General features: G+C 69.0%; 24 protein-coding genes and 1 tRNA gene. 19 read left to right on the plus strand and 6 right to left on the minus strand.

Translation table 11 applies throughout. The features are described from left to right. From ACWH43_RS04005 to denD, 3 genes are all read left to right on the plus strand, one after another. Entirely contained in the window at positions 1 to 456 is a 456-nt protein-coding gene (locus ACWH43_RS04005; RefSeq protein ID WP_260348924.1) for a GNAT family N-acetyltransferase, read from the plus strand. 14 nt (positions 457 to 470) lie between these two features. Beyond that, positions 471 to 1,217 (plus strand): SDR family oxidoreductase, encoded by a 747-nt coding sequence (locus ACWH43_RS04010; protein WP_158444316.1) that lies wholly within the window; start codon positions 471 to 473, stop codon positions 1,215 to 1,217. A 169-nt stretch (positions 1,218 to 1,386) separates the two neighbouring features. Beyond that, positions 1,387 to 2,367 (plus strand): D-erythronate dehydrogenase, encoded by a 981-nt coding sequence (gene denD, locus ACWH43_RS04015; RefSeq protein ID WP_158444315.1) that lies wholly within the window; start codon positions 1,387 to 1,389, stop codon positions 2,365 to 2,367. Positions 2,368 to 2,496: 129 nt separating this feature from the next. On the opposite strand, the gene ACWH43_RS04020 is transcribed toward denD, so the two are convergent. From ACWH43_RS04020 to rplU, 3 genes are all read right to left on the minus strand, one after another. Continuing rightward, positions 2,497 to 3,183 carry a GNAT family N-acetyltransferase gene (locus tag ACWH43_RS04020; RefSeq protein WP_158444314.1) on the minus strand — a complete coding sequence of 229 codons (687 nt, stop codon included), beginning with the start codon at positions 3,181 to 3,183 and terminating at the stop codon, positions 2,497 to 2,499. 155 nt (positions 3,184 to 3,338) lie between these two features. Continuing rightward, the gene (gene rpmA, locus ACWH43_RS04025; RefSeq protein WP_043241804.1) at positions 3,339 to 3,605 is read right to left on the minus strand and encodes a 50S ribosomal protein L27; all 267 of its coding nucleotides are present in this window, start codon (positions 3,603 to 3,605) and stop codon (positions 3,339 to 3,341) included. A gap of 169 nt (positions 3,606 to 3,774) precedes the next feature. Then, positions 3,775 to 4,263, minus strand: coding sequence for a 50S ribosomal protein L21 (gene rplU / locus ACWH43_RS04030; RefSeq protein ID WP_158444313.1), 489 nt, complete (start codon positions 4,261 to 4,263; stop codon positions 3,775 to 3,777). Positions 4,264 to 4,556: 293 nt separating this feature from the next. Here rplU and ACWH43_RS04035 point away from each other — a divergent pair. From ACWH43_RS04035 to ACWH43_RS04105, 15 genes are all read left to right on the plus strand, one after another. Next, positions 4,557 to 4,646 (plus strand) — tRNA-Ser (locus ACWH43_RS04035). 51 nt (positions 4,647 to 4,697) lie between these two features. Further along, positions 4,698 to 5,618: a LysR family transcriptional regulator gene (locus ACWH43_RS04040; RefSeq protein WP_260348923.1), complete on the plus strand. Its 921-nt coding sequence runs from the start codon at positions 4,698 to 4,700 to the stop codon at positions 5,616 to 5,618. Between the two features lie 86 nt (positions 5,619 to 5,704). Further along, the gene (locus ACWH43_RS04045) at positions 5,705 to 6,538 is read left to right on the plus strand and encodes an NAD(P)-dependent oxidoreductase (RefSeq protein WP_158444311.1); all 834 of its coding nucleotides are present in this window, start codon (positions 5,705 to 5,707) and stop codon (positions 6,536 to 6,538) included. A gap of 3 nt (positions 6,539 to 6,541) precedes the next feature. Further along, the gene (locus ACWH43_RS04050; protein ID WP_158471785.1) at positions 6,542 to 7,660 is read left to right on the plus strand and encodes a 4-oxalomesaconate tautomerase; all 1,119 of its coding nucleotides are present in this window, start codon (positions 6,542 to 6,544) and stop codon (positions 7,658 to 7,660) included. A gap of 23 nt (positions 7,661 to 7,683) precedes the next feature. Then, a complete protein-coding gene (locus ACWH43_RS04055; protein ID WP_158448047.1) occupies positions 7,684 to 8,409 on the plus strand; it encodes a PIG-L deacetylase family protein in 726 nt (241 codons plus the stop codon). Beyond that, the gene (locus tag ACWH43_RS04060; RefSeq protein WP_158444309.1) at positions 8,406 to 9,089 is read left to right on the plus strand and encodes a 4-carboxy-4-hydroxy-2-oxoadipate aldolase/oxaloacetate decarboxylase; all 684 of its coding nucleotides are present in this window, start codon (positions 8,406 to 8,408) and stop codon (positions 9,087 to 9,089) included. The genes ACWH43_RS04055 and ACWH43_RS04060 overlap by 4 nt, the downstream gene beginning before the upstream one ends. A gap of 53 nt (positions 9,090 to 9,142) precedes the next feature. Continuing rightward, positions 9,143 to 10,318 (plus strand): ABC transporter substrate-binding protein, encoded by a 1,176-nt coding sequence (locus tag ACWH43_RS04065; RefSeq protein ID WP_158444308.1) that lies wholly within the window; start codon positions 9,143 to 9,145, stop codon positions 10,316 to 10,318. A gap of 160 nt (positions 10,319 to 10,478) precedes the next feature. Beyond that, complete coding sequence (locus ACWH43_RS04070; RefSeq protein WP_158444334.1) at positions 10,479 to 11,336, plus strand: branched-chain amino acid ABC transporter permease; 858 nt, start codon at positions 10,479 to 10,481, stop codon at positions 11,334 to 11,336. Further along, positions 11,333 to 12,340, plus strand: a complete 1,008-nt coding sequence (locus ACWH43_RS04075; RefSeq protein ID WP_158444307.1) for a branched-chain amino acid ABC transporter permease — start codon at positions 11,333 to 11,335, stop codon at positions 12,338 to 12,340. The genes ACWH43_RS04070 and ACWH43_RS04075 overlap by 4 nt, the downstream gene beginning before the upstream one ends. After that, positions 12,337 to 13,089 (plus strand): ABC transporter ATP-binding protein, encoded by a 753-nt coding sequence (locus tag ACWH43_RS04080; RefSeq protein ID WP_158444306.1) that lies wholly within the window; start codon positions 12,337 to 12,339, stop codon positions 13,087 to 13,089. The genes ACWH43_RS04075 and ACWH43_RS04080 overlap by 4 nt, the downstream gene beginning before the upstream one ends. Next, complete coding sequence (locus ACWH43_RS04085; protein ID WP_158444305.1) at positions 13,082 to 13,807, plus strand: ABC transporter ATP-binding protein; 726 nt, start codon at positions 13,082 to 13,084, stop codon at positions 13,805 to 13,807. The genes ACWH43_RS04080 and ACWH43_RS04085 overlap by 8 nt, the downstream gene beginning before the upstream one ends. 25 nt (positions 13,808 to 13,832) lie before the next feature. Next, entirely contained in the window at positions 13,833 to 14,942 is a 1,110-nt protein-coding gene (locus tag ACWH43_RS04090; RefSeq protein WP_158444304.1) for a 5-methyltetrahydropteroyltriglutamate--homocysteine S-methyltransferase, read from the plus strand. A 103-nt stretch (positions 14,943 to 15,045) separates the two neighbouring features. Further along, positions 15,046 to 15,999 carry a catechol 2,3-dioxygenase gene (locus ACWH43_RS04095; RefSeq protein WP_158444303.1) on the plus strand — a complete coding sequence of 318 codons (954 nt, stop codon included), beginning with the start codon at positions 15,046 to 15,048 and terminating at the stop codon, positions 15,997 to 15,999. Positions 16,000 to 16,359: 360 nt separating this feature from the next. After that, positions 16,360 to 16,644 (plus strand): hypothetical protein, encoded by a 285-nt coding sequence (locus ACWH43_RS04100; RefSeq protein WP_260348892.1) that lies wholly within the window; start codon positions 16,360 to 16,362, stop codon positions 16,642 to 16,644. Between the two features lie 152 nt (positions 16,645 to 16,796). After that, on the plus strand, positions 16,797 to 17,081 hold the full coding sequence (locus ACWH43_RS04105; RefSeq protein ID WP_158444301.1) for a hypothetical protein: 285 nt from the start codon (positions 16,797 to 16,799) through the stop codon (positions 17,079 to 17,081). 68 nt (positions 17,082 to 17,149) lie between these two features. Here the strand turns inward: ACWH43_RS04105 and ACWH43_RS04110 are convergent, their stop codons facing one another. Further along, complete coding sequence (locus tag ACWH43_RS04110) at positions 17,150 to 17,377, minus strand: DUF2934 domain-containing protein (RefSeq protein ID WP_158444300.1); 228 nt, start codon at positions 17,375 to 17,377, stop codon at positions 17,150 to 17,152. A 258-nt stretch (positions 17,378 to 17,635) separates the two neighbouring features. Further along, positions 17,636 to 18,658, minus strand: a complete 1,023-nt coding sequence (locus ACWH43_RS04115) for a bile acid:sodium symporter family protein (protein WP_158444299.1) — start codon at positions 18,656 to 18,658, stop codon at positions 17,636 to 17,638. Between the two features lie 93 nt (positions 18,659 to 18,751). On the opposite strand from ACWH43_RS04115, the gene ACWH43_RS04120 reads away from it, so the two are divergent. Beyond that, complete coding sequence (locus tag ACWH43_RS04120) at positions 18,752 to 19,660, plus strand: LysR family transcriptional regulator (protein WP_448153405.1); 909 nt, start codon at positions 18,752 to 18,754, stop codon at positions 19,658 to 19,660. A gap of 99 nt (positions 19,661 to 19,759) precedes the next feature. Here the strand turns inward: ACWH43_RS04120 and ACWH43_RS04125 are convergent, their stop codons facing one another. Beyond that, positions 19,760 to 21,193: an NAD-dependent succinate-semialdehyde dehydrogenase gene (locus ACWH43_RS04125; RefSeq protein WP_158444297.1), complete on the minus strand. Its 1,434-nt coding sequence runs from the start codon at positions 21,191 to 21,193 to the stop codon at positions 19,760 to 19,762. Positions 21,194 to 21,472 lie beyond the last annotated feature (279 nt).

Consider the following 21,472-nt stretch of genomic DNA (forward strand, 5'->3'; position numbering starts at 1 on the left):
ATGACGCCGCGCCGCGCCACGCCTTCCGACATCCCGGCCATCGTCGCGCTGACGCAGGCCGCCTATCTGCCGAACGAGGCGATCATCGGCGTGCCTTCGCTGCCGCGCATCGCGGATTATCACGAGGTGCTGGCCGAGCACGAGGTCTGGCTCGTCGACGGGGCGAGCGGCCTCGACGCGGTCCTGGTGCTGCAGGCCGAGCCCTCGGATTTCATCCTCTGGAGCATCGCGGTTTCGCCTGAAGCCGCGGGCCGCAAGCTCGGCGCGGGGCTGATGGCCTTCGCCGAGGAGCGGGCGCGGGCGCTCGGCTATGATTCCGTCCATCTCTACACCCATGCCAGGCTCACCCGCCGCATCGGCTGGTATGAGCGGCTGGGCTACACCATCACGCATCATGAGGATCTGCCCGACCGGCGGCTGACCCATATGCGCAAGATCTTTTCCAAAGCCGGTTGAAAGAGGACAGGAACATGGCGGGTCGTTTGAAGGGCAAGGTCGCGGTCGTCACCGCAGCGGGGCAGGGCATCGGCCGGGCCATCGCCGAGGCCTTCGTCGCGGAGGGAGCCACGGTCTGGGCGACGGACAAGGACGTCACCCTGCTCGAGGGCATTCCGAAGGCGAAGAAGCGCAAGCTCGACGTGCTCTCGACCAAGGCCGTCAACGCCTTCGCCGAGAAGGTCGGGCCGATCGACATCCTCGTCAACGCGGCCGGCTTCGTCCATCACGGCACGGTCCTCGACACCGACGACAAGGCCTGGGACTTCTCCTTCGACCTCAACGTCAAGGCGATGCACCGCACGATCCAGGCCTTCCTGCCGGGCATGCTGGCCAAGGGCGCGGGCTCGATCGTCAACATCGCCTCGGGCGCCGGCTCGGTGCGCGGCATCCCGAACCGCTACGCCTATGGCGCGACCAAGGCGGCGGTGATCGGCCTGACCAAATCCGTGGCGGCCGACTTCATCAAGAAGGGCATCCGCGCCAATGCGATCTGCCCGGGCACCATCCAGTCGCCCTCGCTCGACCAGCGCATCAAGGACCTCGCCGCCTCGACCGGCGTGACCGAGGCCGCCGCCCGCCAGGCCTTCATCGACCGCCAGCCGATGGGCCGGCTCGGCACCGCCGAGGAGATCGCCTGGCTCGCGGTCTATCTTGGCTCGGACGAGGCGACCTACACCACCGGCCAGATCCATCTCGCCGATGGCGGCTTCGCGCTCTGACGCGGCAGCCCGGCATGCACGCTTCGTTCCGGCCGGCGCGAAGCGCCGCGCCGGAAGCCGGGGCTGAGCCTTCGGCGGAAGCGCGCCGGCACGGACCCCGGGCAGAGCCCGGGGCGGCCCGATCGTCTCGGGCCGATCAGCACGATCTCAGAACTCCAGGGAGGTAAGGATGCATATCCTCGTTCTCGGCGGCGCCGGCATGGTCGGGCGCAAATTCATCGAGCGGCTGGCCCGCGATGGCGGGCTCGGCGGCAAGCCCGTCACCCGCGTGACGGCGCAGGACGTCGTGCCGGCCACGCCGCCGGCGGCCGCGCCCTTCGACTTCGAATCGGTCGTCTCCGATCTCTCGCTCGCGGGCGAGGCGGAGAAGCTGATCGCGACCCGGCCGGAGGTGATCATCCATCTCGCCGCGGTCGTCTCGGGCGAGGCGGAAGCCGATTTCGACAAGGGCTACCGGATCAATCTCGACGGCACGCGCTATCTGTTCGAGGCGATCCGCCATGCGGAGGGCTATATGCCGCGCCTGGTCTTCACCTCATCGGTCGCCGTGTTCGGCGCGCCCTTCCACGAGAAGATCGAGGACGAGTTCTTCACCACGCCGCTGACCAGCTACGGTACGCAGAAGGCGATCGGCGAATTGCTGCTCTGCGACTATTCGCGGCGCGGCTTCTTCGACGGGGTCGGCATCCGCCTGCCGACGATCTGCGTGCGTCCGGGCAAGCCCAACAAGGCCGCCTCCGGCTTCTTCTCGAACATCATCCGCGAGCCGCTGAACGGCGAGGAGGCGGTGCTGCCGGTTTCGGACCAGGTGCGTCACTGGCATGCCTCGCCACGCTCGGCGGTGGGCTTCCTCGTCCATGCCGCGACGATGGACACCGCCGCCATCGGCCCGCGCCGGGCGCTGACCATGCCGGGCTATTCCTGCACCGTGGCCGAGCAGATCGAGATGCTGCGCAAGGTCGCCGGCGAGAACGTGGTGAAGCGTATTCGCCGCGAGACCGATCCGGTGATCGACAGGATCGTCGCCGGCTGGCCGCGCAACTTCGACCCGCAGCGGGCGCTGGCGCTCGGCTTCAGGGCCGAGTCGAATTTCGAGGAGATCATCCGCGTGCATATCGAGGACGAGCTGCACGGGACCTTCGTGAAGTGACGTAGCCTGCCTGCGGGCAGGAGGTGGCCCTATGCCACCAAAGAGAAATGCCCGGCGGTAAGCCGGGCATTTTTTGGCCGATCGGAGCCGTGGAGGTTGGCTATCCGCGGCTGTCCTTTTCCGACGCGCTCAAGCCGGGCAGGGCTCGCCCTGCATCTGCTGGCCCCGGGTCGGAAGCTCGGGCTCCGGCGCGTCGGATGGGTCTTCCGCCTGGCCGGGCGCATGCGTCCAGCCGGTGGCGCCCCATCTCTTCAGCGCCGCCCAGGTCGAGCGGTCGAGCCGGAACTGCTCGCAGGGGAACAGCCCGCCGCGGGCCGGCAGCGACTTCAGGAAGGAGCCTTCCGGGCGGAAGCCGGACTTCTCCAGCACCCGCCGCGAGGCCGGGTTGATGACGCGCGTGTCGGCCTCGATCGCCGGGATGTCGACCAGCGAGAACAGCGTGTCGATCAGGCCCTGGACCGCCTCGGTGGCGTAGCCCTTGCCCCAGTGCTGGGTGCCGAGCCAGTAGCCGATGAAGGGCGTGCCCGTCGCCTGCCGGTGCGCGCCGATCATGCCGATCAGCTCGTTCGGCTTCGCGCGCGGCGTGATCGCCAGCGCGAGATGCTCGCCCAGCGCGTTGCCCTTGCGCATCGCGAAGATGAAGGGCTCCACCGCCTCGGGCGGATAGGGGTGCGGGATCGATGCCGTCATCTCCGCCACCGCCTTGTCGCCGGCCTGGCGAAGGATGGCGTTGGCATCGGCCATGCGGGGCCAACGCAGCCAGAGACGCCGGGTCTCGAGCCGGAAGACATCGTCGCGGGTCAATTCGGGGAACATCGTGTCTCTCCGTCGGCGCAAACGAAAAAAGGGAGCTGGGACTTTGGTCCCATCTCCCCTCTCGCTGACCTTCGGGAGACCCTCAGCGGGCCTTCAACCCTTGATCCGTTCGGTTCGATGGAACCGGCGGATCGAGAGATGTCCCTATCCGCCTTTTACTCTGCGGCCTCTTGGGCCGGGACTACGTTCACGAAAGCTCGGCCGAGTTTCGTGGTGAATCGGACGCGGCCGTTCGTCGTCGCAAAGAGGGTATGGTCTTTGCCCATGCCGACATTGACGCCGGCATGCCACTTCGTGCCGCGCTGACGAATAATGATGTTGCCGGCAACGACGGCCTGATCGCCGAAGCGCTTCACGCCGAGTCGCTTGCTTTCGGAATCGCGGCCGTTACGCGACGAGCCGCCTGCCTTTTTGTGAGCCATGACGCCCTACCTCAAAACTTGTCGTGTCTCTCTAACCCGAATCGGCGGCGAAGGCCACCCGTCTCGGATACGAAATGCCGGAGCACCATTCTGTCAGCAGCGACAGAGCGAGGGCGATGCCTCGACGATGATGGTCCGGCGCAGATATCGACGCCGGGAAAACCCGACCTCAGGCCTCGGACGCCTCGTCCTTGGCCGCCTTCTTGGCCGGAGCCTTCTTGGCGGCGGCCTTCTTCGGCTTCTCGGCTTCCTCGCCGGCCTCGGCCTTGGCGGCCTTCGGAGCGGCCTTGGCCTTTTCGGCGGCCGGAGCGGCGGCATCGGCCTTCTTCATCTCCGGCTTCTTGCCGCCGGTGAGGATGTCGGTGATGCGGATGACGGTCAGCTCGGCGCGGAAGCCGCGCTTGCGCTTCGAGTTCTGGCGGCGGCGCTTCTTGAAGGCGATGACCTTCTCGCCGCGGGCCTGCTCGACGATCTCAGCCGCAACGGTGATCTCGGAAAGGGCCTTGGCGTCGAGCGTGGTCTTCTCGCCCTCGGTGAGCATCAGCACGGAGCCGAAGGCGACGGTGTCGCCCGGGTTGCCCTCGATCTTGGCGACGGTGATCTTGTCGTTGGCGGCGACGCGGAACTGCTTCCCGCCGGTCTTGATGACTGCGAACATTTTGTCCTCCATGTTCGGCCCCGTCCTGTCGCGGCTTCCGGATGGAAGCCCGCGGGACGGCTTTTTGGCAGTCGATTGCGTGGTCTGGCTTGCTCTGGCCGGCATGCGACGCAGCGCACATGCCAAAAGAGATCGGGCGCGGGTTTCCCCACGCCGGATGGGGCTCGATAGTCGCCGCGGGGCGGAAGGTCAAGCGAAACCGGCTGGGGACGGTAGATTTCTCCGGCCGGAGAGGCTTGCTCCCCGGGCGCGGCTTGTGTAGTAAGCGCCTCGCTTCGACCGAAGGCGACCGCGGACAGGTGGCAGAGTGGTTGAATGCACCGCACTCGAAATGCGGCATACCTGCAAGGGTATCGGGGGTTCAAATCCCTCCCTGTCCGCCACTTCCGCATGGCGCGGCGCCGCCGGAGCGGGTTCGCCCCCGGATGTCTCCCATGCGCGTTGATGTCCTGGGGCTTCAGGCCTTCGTCAGCATCGCCGAGCGCGGCAGCTTCCGGGCGGCCGCATCGCATCTGAACCTCTCGCAGACCGCGCTCAGCCACCGCATCCGCAAGCTGGAGGAGGCGCTCGGCACGCCGCTCTTCCTGCGCACCACCCGGCAGGTCTCGCTCACCGCCGCCGGGACGACGCTGCTGCCGCGGGCGCGGCGCATCTTCGAGGATCTCGGCTCGGCGCTGGGCGAGGTCCGGGTCGAGACGCGGGAGGGGGCCGAGCAGGTCTCGGTCGGCTGCCTGCCGACGATCGCGGTGCATTGCATGCCCTCCGTCATCGCCGCCTTCGCCCGGCGCCATCCCGGCATCGGCGTCAGGGTGCACGACAATTCGGCTTCGGAGATCGCGGACAAGGTGCAGTCGGGCGAGGCGGAGTTCGGCGTCACCATCGTCGCCGCCAATCGCTGGGACCTGGAGCTCAAGCCGGTGGTCAAGGAGCCCTTCGTGCTGCTCAGCCATCGCAGCATGCCGCTCGCCGCGGCGCCCGCGCTGAGCTGGGCGCAGCTCCAGGGCGAGCCGCTGGTGCGGGTCAGCGCCGAGACCGGGAACCGGATCCTGATCGACGACGCGCTGGGGCCGCGCCGGGAGGCGCTGAGCTGGCGCTACGAGGTCCAGCGCGTCGTCACCGCCGTCAGCCTGGTGCGCGCCGGCATCGGCTACGCGATCGTGCCCCAGCTCGCGCTCGATGCGCTCGCCGATGGCGAGCTGGTGGCGGTGCCGCTGCGCGCGCCGGCCGTGACGCGCACGCTCGGCGTCGTCACCCGCAAGAGCGTGCCGCTGCGGCCGGCCGCGCGCGATCTGCTCGTCCTGCTCAGCCAGGCGCTGAAGCGCGGCGTGGCGGCGCGGAAAGATGAATCGAAATAATCAATCACTGCATTCTTATCATTTGATGAGGGGATGAGGCTGCTCCACCCTTGGCGCGGGACGGAAACGCATCAGGAGTGGCGGCGATGGCTGGTTCGACACCGGCGACGATCGCGTTCATCGGGTTCGGCGAGGTCGGGCAGACCTTTGCGCGCGATCTGCTGGCCAATGGCGTGGCCGGCATCCGCGCCTACGACCTGCTGTTCGGCACGGAGCCGGGGCGGCGGCTGGAGCAGGCCGCGCAGCGGCTCGGGGTCGGGCTCGGCGCTACCGCCGCCGAGGCCTGCGCCGGAGCCTCATTCGTCTTCTCGGCCGTCACGGCGGACCGCGCCGAGGCCGTGGCGGGCGAGGCCGCGTCCTGGCTGAAGCCCGGCCAGATCTTCGTCGACGTCAATTCCGCCGCGCCCACCACCAAGCAGCGCGCCGCCCGGGCCGTCGAGGCGAGCGGGGCCGCCTATCTCGAGGCGGCTGTGATGGCGCCGGTGCTGAAGCCGGGGCTCAAGGTCGCGATCCTCGCCGGCGGACCGAAGGCGCAAGCCGCGGCGGCCACGCTCAACGGCTTCGGCATGAACCTGACCCCGGTCTCGGAAGCCTTCGGCCGTGCCTCGGCGATGAAGCTCTGCCGCAGCATCGTGATCAAGGGGCTCGAGGCGCTGATGGTCGACTGCGCCACGGCCTGCGCGGCCTGGGACGTCACCGAGCCGGTCTTCGCCAGCCTGCACGCGACCTTTCCCTCGATCGACTTCCACCGGCTCGCCGCCGACATGCGCGAGCGCGTCGCGACGCATGGCGTGCGCCGGGCGGCGGAAATGCGCGAGGCGGCGGAGATGCTCGCCGCCGCGGGGCTGGAGCCGGGGCTGGCCGCTGCCGTCGCCGACGCCCAGCAGCGCGGCGCACGCGCCACGGCGGCGGGAGCCTAGGCCATGGGGCAGATCGCCATTCCCTGCATGCTGATCCGCGGCGGCACCTCGAAAGGCGCCTATTTCCTGCGCGACGACCTGCCGGCGGAGACCGCCTCGCGCGACGCCTTGCTGCTCGCGCTGATGGGTTCGCCCGACAAAAGGCAGGTCGACGGACTCGGCGGCGCCCATCCTCTGACCAGCAAGGTCGCGATCGTTTCGCGCTCGAGCGAGCCGGGCTGCGATATCGACTTCCTGTTCGCGCAGGTCGGCATCGAGACCGCTTCGGTCGACACGACGCCGAATTGCGGCAACATCCTCGCCGGCATCGGCCCCTTCGCGCTGGCGCGCGGGCTGGCGAAGGCGGATGGCGCGCGCACGACGCTGCTGGTCCGCACGCTCAACACCGGCACCGTCGCCGCGCTGACGATGGATACGCCGGAGGGCGAGGCCAGCGCCGAGGGCAGCGCGCGCATCGACGGCGTGCCGGGCACCTCGGCGCCGATCGACATCGCCTTCCTCGATGCCGCGGGCTCGGTCTGCGGCGCGCTCCTGCCGACCGGCAACACCGTCGATCTGGTCGACGGCGTGCCCTGCACGCTGATCGACAACGGCATGCCGGTGATCGTGATGCGGGCGGCCGATGTTGGGCGGACCGGCTACGAGCCGCGCGAGGCGCTCGACAAGGACATGGAGCTGAAGGCGCGGATCGAGCGCATCAGGCTTGCCGCCGGGCCCCTGATGAATCTCGGCGACGTCGCGCAAAAGGTCGTGCCGAAGATCGCGCTGGTCGCGCCGCCGCGCGCCGGCGGGGCCATCTGCACCCGCAGCTTCATCCCGCATGAATGCCACGCCTCGATCGGCGTCTTCGCCGCGGTGACGGTGGCGACCGCGGCTGCGCTGCCCGGTTCGCCGGCGGCTTCCGTGGCGGCGATGCCGCAGGGGCGGGAGCGTTCGCTCCCGGTCGAGCATCCGACCGGCGAGTTCACCGTGACGCTGACGCTGGGCGGGACCGCCGAGCGGCCGGTGGTCGAGCGGGCCGGGCTGCTGCGCACGGCGCGCATCCTGATGGAAGGGCGCGCCTTCGTGCCGGCGCGCGTCATGGCGGCGCAGGCGGGCGGCGCCCGCCATGCCGCGGAATGAGCTGGGAAGGAGGGCGGGCGGCGATGGCGAGCGCGCAGAAGACGGGTCTGGTGATCACGGCGCATCCGGGCGATTTCGTCTGGCGGGCGGGCGGCGCGATCGCGCTGCATGCCCGGCGCGGCATGCGGGTGAAGATCCTCTGCCTGTCCTATGGCGAGCGCGGCGAGAGCCAGTTCGCCTGGAAGAAGGCCGGCGTCAGGATGGAGGACGTCAAGGCGCAGCGCCGCGAGGAGGCGCAAGCCGCGGCGGAACTGCTCGGCGCCGAGATCGAGTTCATGGATGCCGGGGACTATCCGCTGCGCACCACCCCCGAAATGCTCGACCGGGCGATCGACATCTTCCATGAGCTGGGCCCGCGCTTCGTGCTGACCCATGCGCTGGAAGACCCCTACAATGTCGACCATCCCGAGGCGACGCGCTTCGCCCAGGAGGCGCGCATCATCGCGCAGGCGGCCGGGCACAAGCCCGATCCGGGCCGCGCCTATGCCGCCCCCCCGGTCTTCCTGTTCGAGCCGCACCAGCCCGAGCAATGCAACTTCAAGCCGAACGTCATCCTCAACATCGACGAGGTCTGGGAGCAGAAGCGCAAGGCCTTCGAGATCCTCGCGGCGCAGAAGCATCTGTGGGAATACTATACCCGCGTGGCGCTGAACCGCGGCATGCAGGGCGGGCGCAACTCCGGCAAGGCGATGACCTATGGCGAGGCCTATCAGCGGCTGTTCCCGGAAGCGCTGGAGGCGCTGGCATGACCCCCGTCGTGATCCGCACGAAAAAGCGCGCGCCCGCCGCCGCCATGGCCGATCTCAGGGAGCTCGGCGTCTCGACCACCCATGAGGCGATGGGCCGGAGCGGGCTGATGAAGCCCTATATGCGGCCGATCTATGCCGGCGCGCAGATCGCCGGCGGGGCCGTCACCGTGCTCGCCCAGCCCGGCGACAACTGGATGATCCATGTCGCGATCGAGCAGGTGCAGCCGGGCGACGTGCTGGTCGTCGCCTGCACCACCGACAACACGGATGGCATGTTCGGCGACCTGCTCGCGACCTCGCTCAGGGCGCGCGGCGGCGTCGGCCTCGTCATCGATGCCGGGGTGCGCGACGTGCGCGTGCTGAGCGGGATGGGCTTCCCGGTCTGGTCGCGGGCGATCTCGGCCAGGGGCACGGTCAAGGCGACGCTGGGCTCGGTCAATGTGCCGGTGGTCTGCGCCGGGGCGCTGGTCCATCCCGGCGACGTCGTCGTCGCCGATGACGACGGGGTCATGGTGGTGCCGCGGCTGGAGGCCGAGGCGGTCGCGGCGGCGGCACGCCAGCGCGAGGCCGCCGAGGAGGAGAAGCGCCGGCGTCTCGCCTCTGGCGAGCTGGGACTGGACATGTACGCTATGCGCGACGGCCTCGCCAAGGCGGGCCTGGTCTATCGCGACGACGATTGAGACGAACGAAGAACGGCTTGGAAGAACGGGCCAGAGCAGGGGAAGGAACGGCAATGACGCATCGCAGGACGGTATTGGGTGGCATGCTCGGACTGGCGCTGGCCGCTTCGACGAGCGGATACGCGCTGGCGCAGGAGGCGGTGAAGATCGGCCTCATCCTGCCGATGACGGGGCCCTTCGCCTCGACCGGCAAGCAGATCGACGCGGCGGTGAAGCTCTTCCTCGCCAGGGAAGGGGCGGTGCATGGCGGGCGCAAGCTCGAGGTCATCCTCAAGGACGACGCCGGCAATGCCGATGCGACGCGCCGCCTCGCGCAGGAGCTGGTGGTCAACGACAAGGTCGCGGTGCTGGCCGGCTTCGGCCTGACGCCGCTCGCCATGGCGACGGCCCAGATCGCGACCCAGGCCAAGGTGCCGGAGATCGTGATGGCGGCGGCGACCGCCTCGATCACCGAGGCCTCGCCCTATATCGTGCGCACCTCCTTCACCCTGCCGCAGGCCTCCGAGCCGATGGCCGACTGGGCCGCCAAGAACGGCATCAGGAAGGTCTTCACCGTCGTCACCGATTACGGGCCGGGCATCGACGCCGAGACCTCCTTCGCCGGCCGGTTCAAGCAGGCCGGCGGCACGGTCGAGAGCGTGCGCGTGCCGCTGCGCAATCCCGATTTCGCACCCTTCCTCCAGCGCGTCTCCGAGGCCAAGCCGGACGCGCTTTTCGTCTTCGTGCCCTCCGGCGTCGGGGCGCAGTTCATGAAGCAGTTCGTCGAGCGCGGCCTCGACAAGGCCGGCGTCAAGCTGATCGGCCCCGGCGACGTGGTCGACGACGACATCCTCGAGGGCATCGGGGACGTCGCGCTCGGCACCATCACCACGCATCACTATTCGGCGGCGCATGACAGCCCGGCGAACAAGGAGTTCGTCGCGGCCTTCCAGAAGGCGAATGCCGGCATGCGGCCGAACTTCATGGCGGTGGGCGGCTATGACGGCATGAAGCTCGTCGCCAAGGCGCTGGAGGCGACCAAGGGCGATTCCAGCGGCGACAAGCTGATCGCGGCGATGAAGGGCGCCTCCTGGGAGAGCGTGCGCGGGCCGGTGAAGATCGACCCCGAGACCCGCGACATCATCCAGAACATCTATGTCCGCAAGACGCAGAAGGTCGGCTCCGAGCTCCACAATGTCGAGTTCGAGACGATCAAGGACGTCAAGGACCCGGTGAAGGCCCGCAAGTGAAGAACCGTCATTGCCCGCGAAGCGACGCAAGCCAGGGGGCTGGGTTGAAACCTCGCGCCCTGCCGCCCCTGGATGGCTTCGTCGCTTCGCTCCGCGCAAGGACGGTGGCTTGTCCAGCCAGGACGAGACCGGCATTTCCGGCCGAGCAGGTGCAGGACGCATGCTGACGATCCTGTTCGACGGCATCGCCTATGGGATGGTGCTCTTCGTCCTCGGCTGCGGGCTCTCCGTGACCATGGGGCTGATGAATTTCGTCAACCTCGCCCACGGCGCCTTCGCCATGCTCGGCGGCTATGTCGCCGTGCAGGCGATGCAGCGGCTGGGCGTGCCGTTCCTGGCAAGCCTGCCGCTGGCCTTCCTGGCGGCGGCGCTGGTCGGGGTCGTGCTGGAGCGGCTGATCTACCGGCCGATGTACGGCAAGAGTCATCTCGACCAGGTGATGTTCTCGATCGGGCTGGTCTTCATGGCGGTGGCCGGTACCGACTGGCTGATGGGCTCGACCCAGCAGTTCATGCATCTGCCGCCCTGGCTGCAGGGGCGCTTCGAGGTCGCCGGCATCGGCATCGGCCGCTACCGGCTCTTCGTCATCGCGATCTGCGGCCTACTCGCCGTCTCGCTGCAATGGGGCTTCACCCGCACCCGCTTCGGCAGCCGGCTGCGCGCCGCCGTCGACGATGCGCGGGTGGCGCGCGGGCTCGGCATTCCGGTCAACCGGCTGTTCGCGCTGACCTTCGCGCTGGGCTGCGGGCTGGCGGGGTTGGGCGGCGCGCTCGGCATCGAACTGATGGGGCTCGACCCGAGCTTTCCGCTGAAATTCATGATCTACTTCCTGATCGTCGTCACCGTCGGCGGCACGTCGAGCATCACCGGCCCCTTCTTCGCCGCGATGCTGCTCGGCGTGGCGGATGTCATCGGCAAGTACCTGGTGCCGGAGATCGGCGCCTTCATCATCTATGCGCTGATGGTCGTGCTGCTGATCACCCGCCCGCACGGGCTGTTCGCGAGGGTCCGCGCATGAGGGCCGAGACCTTCGAGAGCCGTGTCAGGCAGGCGCTCCATGCCGGCCGCCGCTGGCATCCGGCCGAGATCGCCTTCTGGTGCCTGGCCTTCGCCGCCTTCCTGCTGTTCCCGAGCCAGCTCCTGCTGCTCAACGAGATCGCGATCCTCGCCTTGTTCGCGCTCTCGCTCGACCTGATCCTCGGCTATGCCGGCATCGTCTCGCTGGGGCATGCAGCCTTCCTCGGCACGGGCGCCTATGCGGCGGGGCTCTTCGCCAAGCATGTCGGCGGCGATCCGCTGGCCGGGCTTGCCGCCGGCATGGCGGCCGCCGGGCTGCTCGGCCTCGTCACCAGCCCGCTGGTGCTGCGCGGCACCGACCTCACCCGGCTGATGATCACGCTCGGCGTGGCGCTGATCCTCTACGAGCTGGCGAACTCCCTCGGCTGGCTCACCGGCGGCGCCGACGGGCTGCAGGGCGTCGTCATGGGGCCGGTGCTGGGCCTGTTCGATTTCGACATCTTCGGCCGCACCGCCTATCTCTATTCGCTCTGCGTGCTCTTTACGCTGTTCCTGGTGGCGCGGCGGGTGGTGCATTCGCCCTTCGGGCTCTCGCTGCGCGCGATCCGGGACAACCCGCTCAGGGCTTCCGCCTCGGGCGTGCCGAATGCGCGCCGCCTCGCCGCCGCCTACACGATCGCCGCGACCTATGCCGGGGCGGCCGGCGCGCTGCTCGCCCAGACCACCCAGTTCGTCTCGCTCGACGTGCTCGATTTCCACCGCTCGGCCGATCTGATGCTGGTGCTGATCATCGGCGGTGCCGGCTATCTCTATGGCGGGCTCATCGGCGCCATCGCCTTCAAATTGCTCCAGGACGCGATCGCGACCTTCACGCCGCAATACTGGATGTTCTGGATCGGGCTCTTCCTGGTGCTCTTCGTGCTCGGCGGACGCGAGATCATCCATGGCGGCGTCAAGGCCGTCGCCGGGCGTCTCGCCGGCATCGGCAGGGGAGCGGCCCGATGAGCGCGGCACTCCGGACCTTCGACCTGGTCAAGAGCTTCGGCGGCATCACCGCGACCGACCATGTCGACTTCACCCTGGCGAAGGGCGCCCGCCACGCCCTGATCGGGCCGAACGGCGCCGGCAAGACCACCTTCGTCAACCAGCTCACCGGCGTGCTCAAGCCCAGCTCCGGCCGCATCGAGCTGATGGGCGAGGAGATCACGACGCTGCCGCGCGCGGCGCGGGTGAAGCGCGGCCTCGCCCGCACCTTCCAGATCAATCAGCTCTTCGCGACGATGACGCCGCTCGAAATGATCGCGCTCGTCACCGCGGAGCGGCTCGGGCGCGGCAGCCACCCCTTCCGCGCGCTCGACCGCGACGCGGAACTCGTCGACCAGACGGCGGAGATCCTGAACCGCTTCCGGCTCGACGACATCATGGACCGGCGGATCGCGACGCTGCCCTATGGCAAGCAGCGCCAGATCGAGATCGCCGCCGCCTTCGCGGCGCGGCCCTCGGTGCTGCTGCTCGACGAGCCGGCGGCCGGGGTGCCCGAGGCCGAGCGCCGCGAGCTGATGCGGACGGTCGCGGAGCTTCCCGACGACGTCTCGGTGCTGCTGATCGAGCACGACATGGACCTCGTCTTCCGCTTCGCGACGCGCATCACCGTGCTGGTCAACGGCCGGGTTCTGGCGGAGGGCACGCCGGAGGAGATGGCGCGCGACCCGGCCGTGCGCGCGGCCTATCTCGGCGAGGACGCCCATGTCTGACGCAGCGACTCCCGAGCTCCTGACCATCGAGAAGCTGAGCGCCGGCTATGGCGAGGCGCAGGTGCTGTTCGACATCGACCTCACCCTGGCCGAGGGCCGTTCGCTCGCCTTGCTCGGGCGCAACGGCGTCGGCAAGACCACGCTGGTCAACAGCATCATCGGCGTGACGCGCCGGCGCGGCGGGCGGATCGCGCTCGCCGGGCGCGACCTCACCGCCGCCTCGCCCGAGCAGCGGGCCCATGCCGGCATCGGCTGGGTGCCGCAGGAGCGCAACATCTTCAAATCGCTGACCGTGCTGGAGAACCTGACGGCGGTGGCCCGTCCGGGGCCGTGGGACGCCGCCCGCGTCTTCCGCATGTTCCCGCGGCTGGAGGAGCGCAAGGCCAATCTCGGCAACCAGCTTTCCGGCGGCGAGCAGCAGATGCTGGCGATCGGCCGGGCGCTGATGCTGAACCCGAAGCTGCTCCTGCTCGACGAGCCGACCGAGGGGCTGGCCCCGATCATCGTCGAGGAATTGCTGAAGGCGCTGAAGGCGCTGTTCCGCGAGGAGGGGCTCGCCGCCATTGTCATCGAGCAGCATGCGCGCAAGATCCTCGAGCTGACCGACGACGCCATCGTGCTCGAACGCGGCCGCGTCGTCCTGGCCGAGCGCAGCGCCGCGCTCATCGCCGAGCCGGAACGGCTCGAACACCACCTCGGCCTCGCCGCCGCGGCCTGACCATGAAGAACCGGGAGGAAACACCATGACGCAGAGAGCCAAGCCGCCGTTCCGGGGCGATATGGTCGGAAGCCTGCTGCGCAGCGCGCCGGTCAAGGAGGCCCGCGCCAGGGTCGCCGCCGGCGAGATGAGCCAGGCCGAGCTGACGCGGATCGAGGACGAGGAGATCAGGAAGCTCGTCAGGACGCAGGAGGAGATCGGCCTGCAGGCCGTGACCGACGGCGAATATCGCCGTGCCTTCTGGCATTTCGACTTTCTCGAAGGGCTTTCCGGCGTCACCGGCTACGATTCGGATTCAGGCATCCAGTTCAAGGGCGTCGCGACCAAGGCGCGGGGCATCCGCGTCACCGGCAAGCTCGACTTCCCCGAGGACCATCCGCATCTGGCGCATTTCCGATTCCTGGCCTCGATCACCGATCGCGTGCCGAAGATGACGATCCCGAGCCCGTCCATGCTGCACTACCGCGGCGGGCGGAAGGCGGTCGATCCTTCCGCCTATCTCAGGATGGAGGATTACTATGACGACCTCGGCAAGGCCTATGCCAAGGCGATCAGGGCCTTCTACGACGCCGGCTGCCGCTATCTCCAGCTCGACGACACAAGCCTGTCCTATTTCTGCGATCCCGAGCAGAGGACGATGCTGGCCGAGCGCGGCGACGACCCGGACAAGCTGATCTTCACCTATCGCGACATCCTCAACGCGGCGCTGAAGGCCAAGCCCGCCGACATGCAGATCACCACCCACACCTGCCGCGGCAACTTCAAATCGACCTTCATCGCGTCCGGCGGCTACGAGCCGGTGGCCGATCTCGTCTTCAACCAGATCGATGTCGACGGCTATTTCATGGAATGGGACGACGACCGGTCCGGCGGTTTCGAGCCGCTGCGCTTCCTGCCCAAGGGCGACAAGCAGGTCGTGCTCGGCCTCGTCACCTCGAAGTTCGGGGCGATCGAGAGCAAGGACAATCTGAAGCGCCGCATCGAGGAGGCGGCGAAATACGCTCCGCTGGAACAGCTCTGCCTGTCGCCGCAATGCGGCTTCGCCTCGACCGAGGAAGGCAATGTGCTGGCCGAGGAGGAGCAATGGGCCAAGCTTTCGCGCATCCTCGAGGTGGCGAAGGACGTCTGGGGCTGAAGAGCGGTTGCAGGAACCGCGGGGCATCCCGGACGCAGCGAAGCAAAGATCCGGGATGACTCGGCGGTTCCGTCGAAAAACAAGACTTCAAAGGATTTCGGGGATGAGCAGCGAGCCCTGCTTCGACGTCGCCCATCTCGGCCATGTCGAGCTCTTCACGAACAAGCCCGAGGCCAGCCTCGATTTCTTCGTGAACGTCTTCGGGCTGACGGAGAGCGGGCGCGAGGGCGATTCCGTCTATCTGCGAGCCTGGGACGACTATGAGTTCCACACGCTGAAGCTGACCGCCTCGAACACCACCGGCGTCGGCCATATCGGCTATCGCGCCTCCAGCGAGGCGGCCCTCCTGCGGCGCGTCGCGGCGATCGAGGCGATGGGCGCCGGCATCGGCTGGAGCGAGGGCGATCTCGGCCATGGCCGGGCCTATCGCTTCCGCGACCCCGACAACCATGTCTTCGAGATCTATTTCGACACCCGCAAATACGTCGCGCCCGAAGGCGAGCGGCCGGCGCTGAAGAACCAGGCGCAGCGCAACCATGGCCGCGGCTGCGCCGTGCGCCGGCTCGACCATCTCAACCTGCTGGCGCAGGACGTCGCCGCGATCCGCGACTTCATGCCGAAGGCGCTGGGCAGCCGCGTCACCGAGCAGATCGTGCTGGATTCCGGCGAGGTCGGCGGCTGCTGGTTCACGGTCAACAACAAGAGCTACGACATCGCCTACACCCGCGACCACACCAGCGCGCGGGGGCGCTTCCACCACGTCACCTATGCGGTCGACCAGCGCGAGCACATCCTGGAGGCGGCCGATCTCTTCCTGGAGAACGGCGTCTTCATCGAGACCGGTCCGCACAAGCACGCGGTGCAGCAGACCTTCTTCCTCTATGTCTACGAGCCGGCCGGAAACCGCGTCGAGATCGCCAATGCCGGCGCCCGCCTCATCCTCGATCCCGACTGGCAGACCGTGACCTGGACCGAGGCGGAGCGGAAGAAGGGCCAGGCCTGGGGGCTCCGGACGATCGAGAGCTTCCACACCCACGGCACGCCGCCGGCGCCCTGAGCGGCGGAACCCTTTTTCCTTTCGGCGAAGCGGGGCCGGGCCGCCGGCGGCCCGGCCTGTCCGCGCGGGCTCGCGCCGCCGGGGCCGTGGCTGCGGGGGATTCCAAGACCAGCCCACGGGTGGCCAGATAGTCGGATAATCATCGCTTCAGGGCATGGGGCGAAAAGCGTCAACGTTCCAGATCGCGATCCGGTTCCGCCAGCATTGCGATTCGGCTGCGCAGGCCTTTCCGGCGCCGATATCGCGGAGATCAATTCGGCTCCGTTAACGAAACATTGTTGTCGATCTGCCGTTTTGGGGAATAGCCTGGTCCCGTTTGATTCGACTGGGTCTTTTTTGATTCGATTGGAGAACCATTTCATGGAACGACGCTCTTTCCTGCTCGGGCTGTTCGCCCTGTCCGCCGGCGCTGCGACCGTCGCCATCTCCGGCAAGGCCGATGCCGCCGCGCTCGGCGCCGCCGCTCCCGTCCTCGGCGCCACGCCGGCCGAGAAGGCCGCGACGCTGCCCGATGGCACGCCGATCGAACAGGCCCAGTATCATCGCGGGCCGCGCCACCGCCGCCCCCGGCCGCGCCGCCAGGTCTGCACCGTCCGCCGCAACCGCTTCGGCCGGCGGGAGCGCGTCTGCCGCTGGGTGTACTGAGCCGGACCGGCCGGGCCTGCACGGCAGGCCCGGTCTCGGCATGCGGCCGCGGGCGGCTTCCCAGCCGCCCGTCGCGGCGTCACTATGCGGGCGATGGCGGTTCCGGCCGCCGTCGCCCTTCGGTTTCTCATCGACGCGGCAAAGGTGAGGTCATGATCAGGACATCGATATCGGTCGGCGCCATCGCGCTCTTCCTCGCGGGCTGCGTGTCCGGCCGCCCGGAACCGGCCCCCGCGCCCCAGGCCGGCGTGGCCAAGCAGATCAGGCGCGACGGCGGCCAGCTCGTCCTGCCCGACGGCACCCGGGTCACGCCCGATGTCACGGGCGGCTTCCAGCTTCCCAATGGCGACTATGTCCGCCGCGACCGGGGCGGCGCGCTGATCCTGCCGACCGGCGCGCGCTGCGCCGCGACTCCCGCCGGCTATACTTGCCCCTGAAGGCCTGCCGGTGACGGCCTTTGCCCGAGAGGCCCCGCGGCGCTGAGGCGGCGGGGGTGTCCGGCCCGCTATAGCGGGCGGCCATGCTCCGGCCGCTGGCGCTCGCCCGGGCCGGAGGCAGCCGTCCTATCGTCCTCGCCCTCGTCGGCGAGGGCATGGTTGTGGCTGCGGAAGGCCCAGATCTCCTTGGCCGCTTCCCAGTGCTCCCGGTCGCGGCCTTCCGGCTGCCCCTCCTGCATCCAGATGGCATAGGCGATCTTGCGGATCTCGCGCTGGGATTTCTCGCTCAGGGTCATGCAATCCTCCATCGTCGGCGACGGCCGGATCCACCGGAAGGCGGGCGACCGCCGTGACGCCGTGACGCCGCCATCGGGCGGCCGCCGCGGCTCTCCCTGGAGACATCCGGCGAAGCCGGCCCGGACCGCGCAGGGCCTCGCCTCGTCTCCGCCTGCCCTTCCATGAAGGGGCCCGTATCCGGGTACGGGCGACTGGTCTTCATGTAGGGGCGCGCCGGAGATCGGCAAGGTCAAGGTTTGGCTAGGTGGAAGGCCTGCTCAGGCTTTCGCCGAGCCGAGCATGGCGGGGGCGGTCGGCTCGGGGTGCGGCTCGGCCGGGCGCCTGGCGTAGCGCTGCGCCAGGGTGGCGCAGGCGAAGAGCTGGATCTGGTGGAACAGCATCAGCGGCAGGACGACGAGGCCGAGCGCCTGGCCGGGGAAGAGGATGTTGGCCATCGGAATGCCGCTGGCCAGGCTCTTCTTCGAGCCGCAGAAGACGATGACGATCTCGTCCTCCTTCGAGAAGCCGAGGCGCCGGCTGAGCAGGGTGGTGATCGCCAGCACGGCGGCGAGCAGCACCATGTCGAGCAGGATGACCATAACGAGATCGCCGAGGGTGACCTGGGACCAGATGCCGGCGGCCATGCCCTCGCTGAAGGCGTCGTAGACCACGAGCAGGATCGAGCCGCGATCGACGATCGAGATCACCGCCTTGTAGCGCTGCAGGAGGGCGCCGATCCAGGGGCGCAGGAGCTGGCCGGCGGCGAAGGGCAGCAGCAATTGCAGCGCGATGCTCTTCATCGCCTCGGCGCTGAAGCCGACGCCCTTGGAATCGAGCAGCAGCATCACGAGCAGCGGCGTCACCACCATGCCGAACAGGTTCGAGACCGAAGCGCTGCACAGGGCCGCGGCGACGTTGCCGCGCGCGATCGAGGTGAAGGCGATCGAGGACTGCACCGTCGAGGGCAGGACGCAGACGAACATCAGGCCGAGGATGAGCGCCGGCGAGAGCCAGGCGCCGAACGCCTTGGTCAGGCCGAGGCCGAGGAGCGGGAAGAGGATGTAGGTGCTGGCGAAGACGAGGGATTGCAGCCGCCAGTGCAGCAGCCCCTCCCAGACCGCCTTGGGCGAGAGTCGCGCGCCATAGAGGAAGAACAGCAGCGCGACCGCGACCGAGACGGCCTGGTTCGCGACGACGGCGCCCTGTCCGCGCGCCGGCAGCAGGATCGCGACGGCGACCGTGCCCAGCAATGCGAGCAGATAGGGGTCGATGCCGAAGCGGGCGAGCGTGCGGCGGATCATCCGGGCCTTCCTGAACAGCGAGGACGGCTTCCTAACAGATCGCCGCATCATTTTGATCCGGACTGGACATGATATTGCCTATCATGAATCATGATGGCCATGCGTGCCGATCCGAAACCGCTCGACCCCGTCCTGCTGCGCAGCTTCCTCAAGGTCTGCGAGACGCTGAGCTTCACCGAGGCGGCGCGGCAGCTCGGCCTCCGGCAATCCTCGGTCAGCCAGCATGTGGCGCGGCTGGAGAAGCGGGTCGGCCGCAAGCTGCTGGCGCGGGATACCCATGAGGTGCGCCCGACGCCGGATGGCGACGCGATCCAGCCCTTCGCCCGGCAGGTGTTGGAAGCAGGCAGCCGCATCGAGCACTACCTCAAGGGCTCGACCCTGCGCGGGCGGCTCAGGCTCGGCGTCTCCGAGGATTTCGCCTTCACGGCGCTGCCGGAGATCCTGGCCGAGTTCGCCATGCAGCATCACGCCGTCGACCTGGAATTGACGGTCGGGCTGAGCGGCCGGCTCTACGAGCAATACGATGCCGGCGATCTCGACCTGATCTTCGTCAAGCGCCGCACCGGCGATGCGCGCGGCGTCGTCGCCTGGGAGGAACGCCTGGTCTGGATCGGCCGGCCGGGCTCACGATTGGCCGAGCAGCCGGTGGTGCCGCTGGTGCTCTATCCGCCGCCGAGCATCTCGCGCATGCATGCGATCGCGACGCTGGAGCGGGCCGGGCGGGCCTGGCGGGTCGCCTGCACCAGCGGCAGCCTGGCGGGCCTGCGCGCCGCGACGGTGGCCGGGCTCGGCGTCACCGCCCATTCGGCCCGGCTGATCCCGCCCGGGCTGGCCGAGGTCGAGCCGCGCGAGGCCCTGCCGCGGCTGGGCTCGATCGAGTTCGTCGTGGTCGGCGGGCAGTCGCATGAGGCGGCGGCGCGGGCGCTGGCCGCCAGCATCCTCTCCGGCTCCGGCCGCCTGCTGCCGCCGGAGAATCCCGCGGGCCGGCGGGCGCGCGCCTAGGGTATCGGGCTGAATATCGTATTCAGTCCGATACCCCAGCTCTTTGACCTCGCACCGGCTTTTCCCGAAAACCGCGTTCCGCTTTTCGGGCGGATGTTCCTAGATCGCCATGCGGTGCGAGAGCGTCTTGATGGTCATGTAGTGGTCGAGGCCCTCGGCGCCGCCCTCGCGGCCATAGCCGCTGTCCTTGACGCCGCCGAAGGGCACCTCGGCCACCGAGGCCTCCAGCGTGTTGATCGAGACGTTGCCGGCCTCGATGCCCTCGGCCAGCAGATCGGCGCGGGCGGCGGAATGGGTGAAGCCATAGGCCGCGAGCCCGAAGGGCAGGGCGTTCGCCTTCTCGATCGCCTCCTCGACCGAGCGCACCGGGTTGATGATCGCCATCGGGCCGAAGGGCTCCTCGCGCAGCGCCCGGGCGTCGTCCGGCAGCTCGGTCAGCACGGTCGGCGGGAAGAAATAGCCGCGATTGCCGATGCGCTCGCCGCCGGTCAGGACGCGGCCGCCGCGGGCACGGGCATCGGCGGTCAGGGCTTCCAGCGCCTCGATGCGGCGGTGATTGGCGACGGGGCCCATCTCCGTGGCCGGGTCGAGGCCGTTGCCGACGACGGTCGCGCGGGCCTTCTCGACGAAGCTCCGGGCGAAGCGCTCGAAGATCGCCTCCTGCACGAAGAAGCGCGTCGGCGAGGTGCAGACCTGCCCGGCATTGCGGACCTTGCGGGTGGCGGAGGCCTGGGCGGCGGCGACGGGGTCGACATCGTCGCAGACGATGACCGGGGCGTGGCCGCCGAGCTCCATCAGCACCGGCGTCATGTGCCGGGCGGCGAGCTCCGAGAGATGCTTGCCGACGGCGGTGGAGCCGGTGAAGGCGACGAGCCGGGTCTGCGGCTTCGGGATCAGATAGTCCGAGATCCGGGCCGGCACGCCGAAGACGAGGTTGAAGACGCCGGGCGGCAGGCCGGCATCGTGCAAGGCGCGGGCGATGTGGAGCGCGCCGGCCGGTGTCTCCTCCGCCGCCTTGATGATGATCGCGCAGCCGGCGGCGAGCGCGCCGGCGATCTTGCGCGCGGGCTGGCTCATCGGGAAGTTCCAGGGCGAGAAGGCGGCGACGATGCCGACCGGCTGGCGCATGACGATGTAACGGATGCCGGGCTCGCTCGGCACCACGCGGCCATAGGTACGCTGGCCCTCGGCCGCATCCCATTCGAAGAACTCGCAGCCGCGCACCACCTCGAGGCAGGCCTGCCTGAACGGCTTGCCGTGCTCGAGCGTGATCGCATGGGCGATCTCCTCGGCGCGCTCGCGCATCAGCGCGGCGGCCCTGAGCATGATCGCGCCGCGCTCGCGCGGCGCGGTGCGGCTCCAGAGCCTGAAGCCCTCGGCGGCGGCGGCCAGCGCGTCGTCGAGATCGGCCTGGGAGGCGACGGGGACGGCGCCGATGACGCTTTCATCGGCCGGGTTGAGGACCGGCAGCTCCTCCGCCGTCTTCCGCCAGGCGCCGCCGATATAGAGCTTGAGATCGGGATAGGTCGTCATGCAGGCCTCGGCTGGCGCGTTCAGCGTGAATCTCCGGGCCATTCCCCCGGTTTCGCCGGACGATAGGGCGTGGCTCATTGCGCGATCCAGACGGATAAATCAGATAAATTCAGATTGTTTGCCTTATCAATTCCGCGATGGGCCATGACGCCGAAAGGAGGGGGACGGCGTCATCCCGGATGGAGCGAAGCGGAGACCCGGGATCCAGGTCCTCGGCTTCTTCGGGGGCGATCAGCCGTGGATCACGGCCTCCCCGCGGTCGCGGGGATGCCGTGGCCG

It is taken from the genome of Allobosea minatitlanensis (assembly GCF_964020775.1).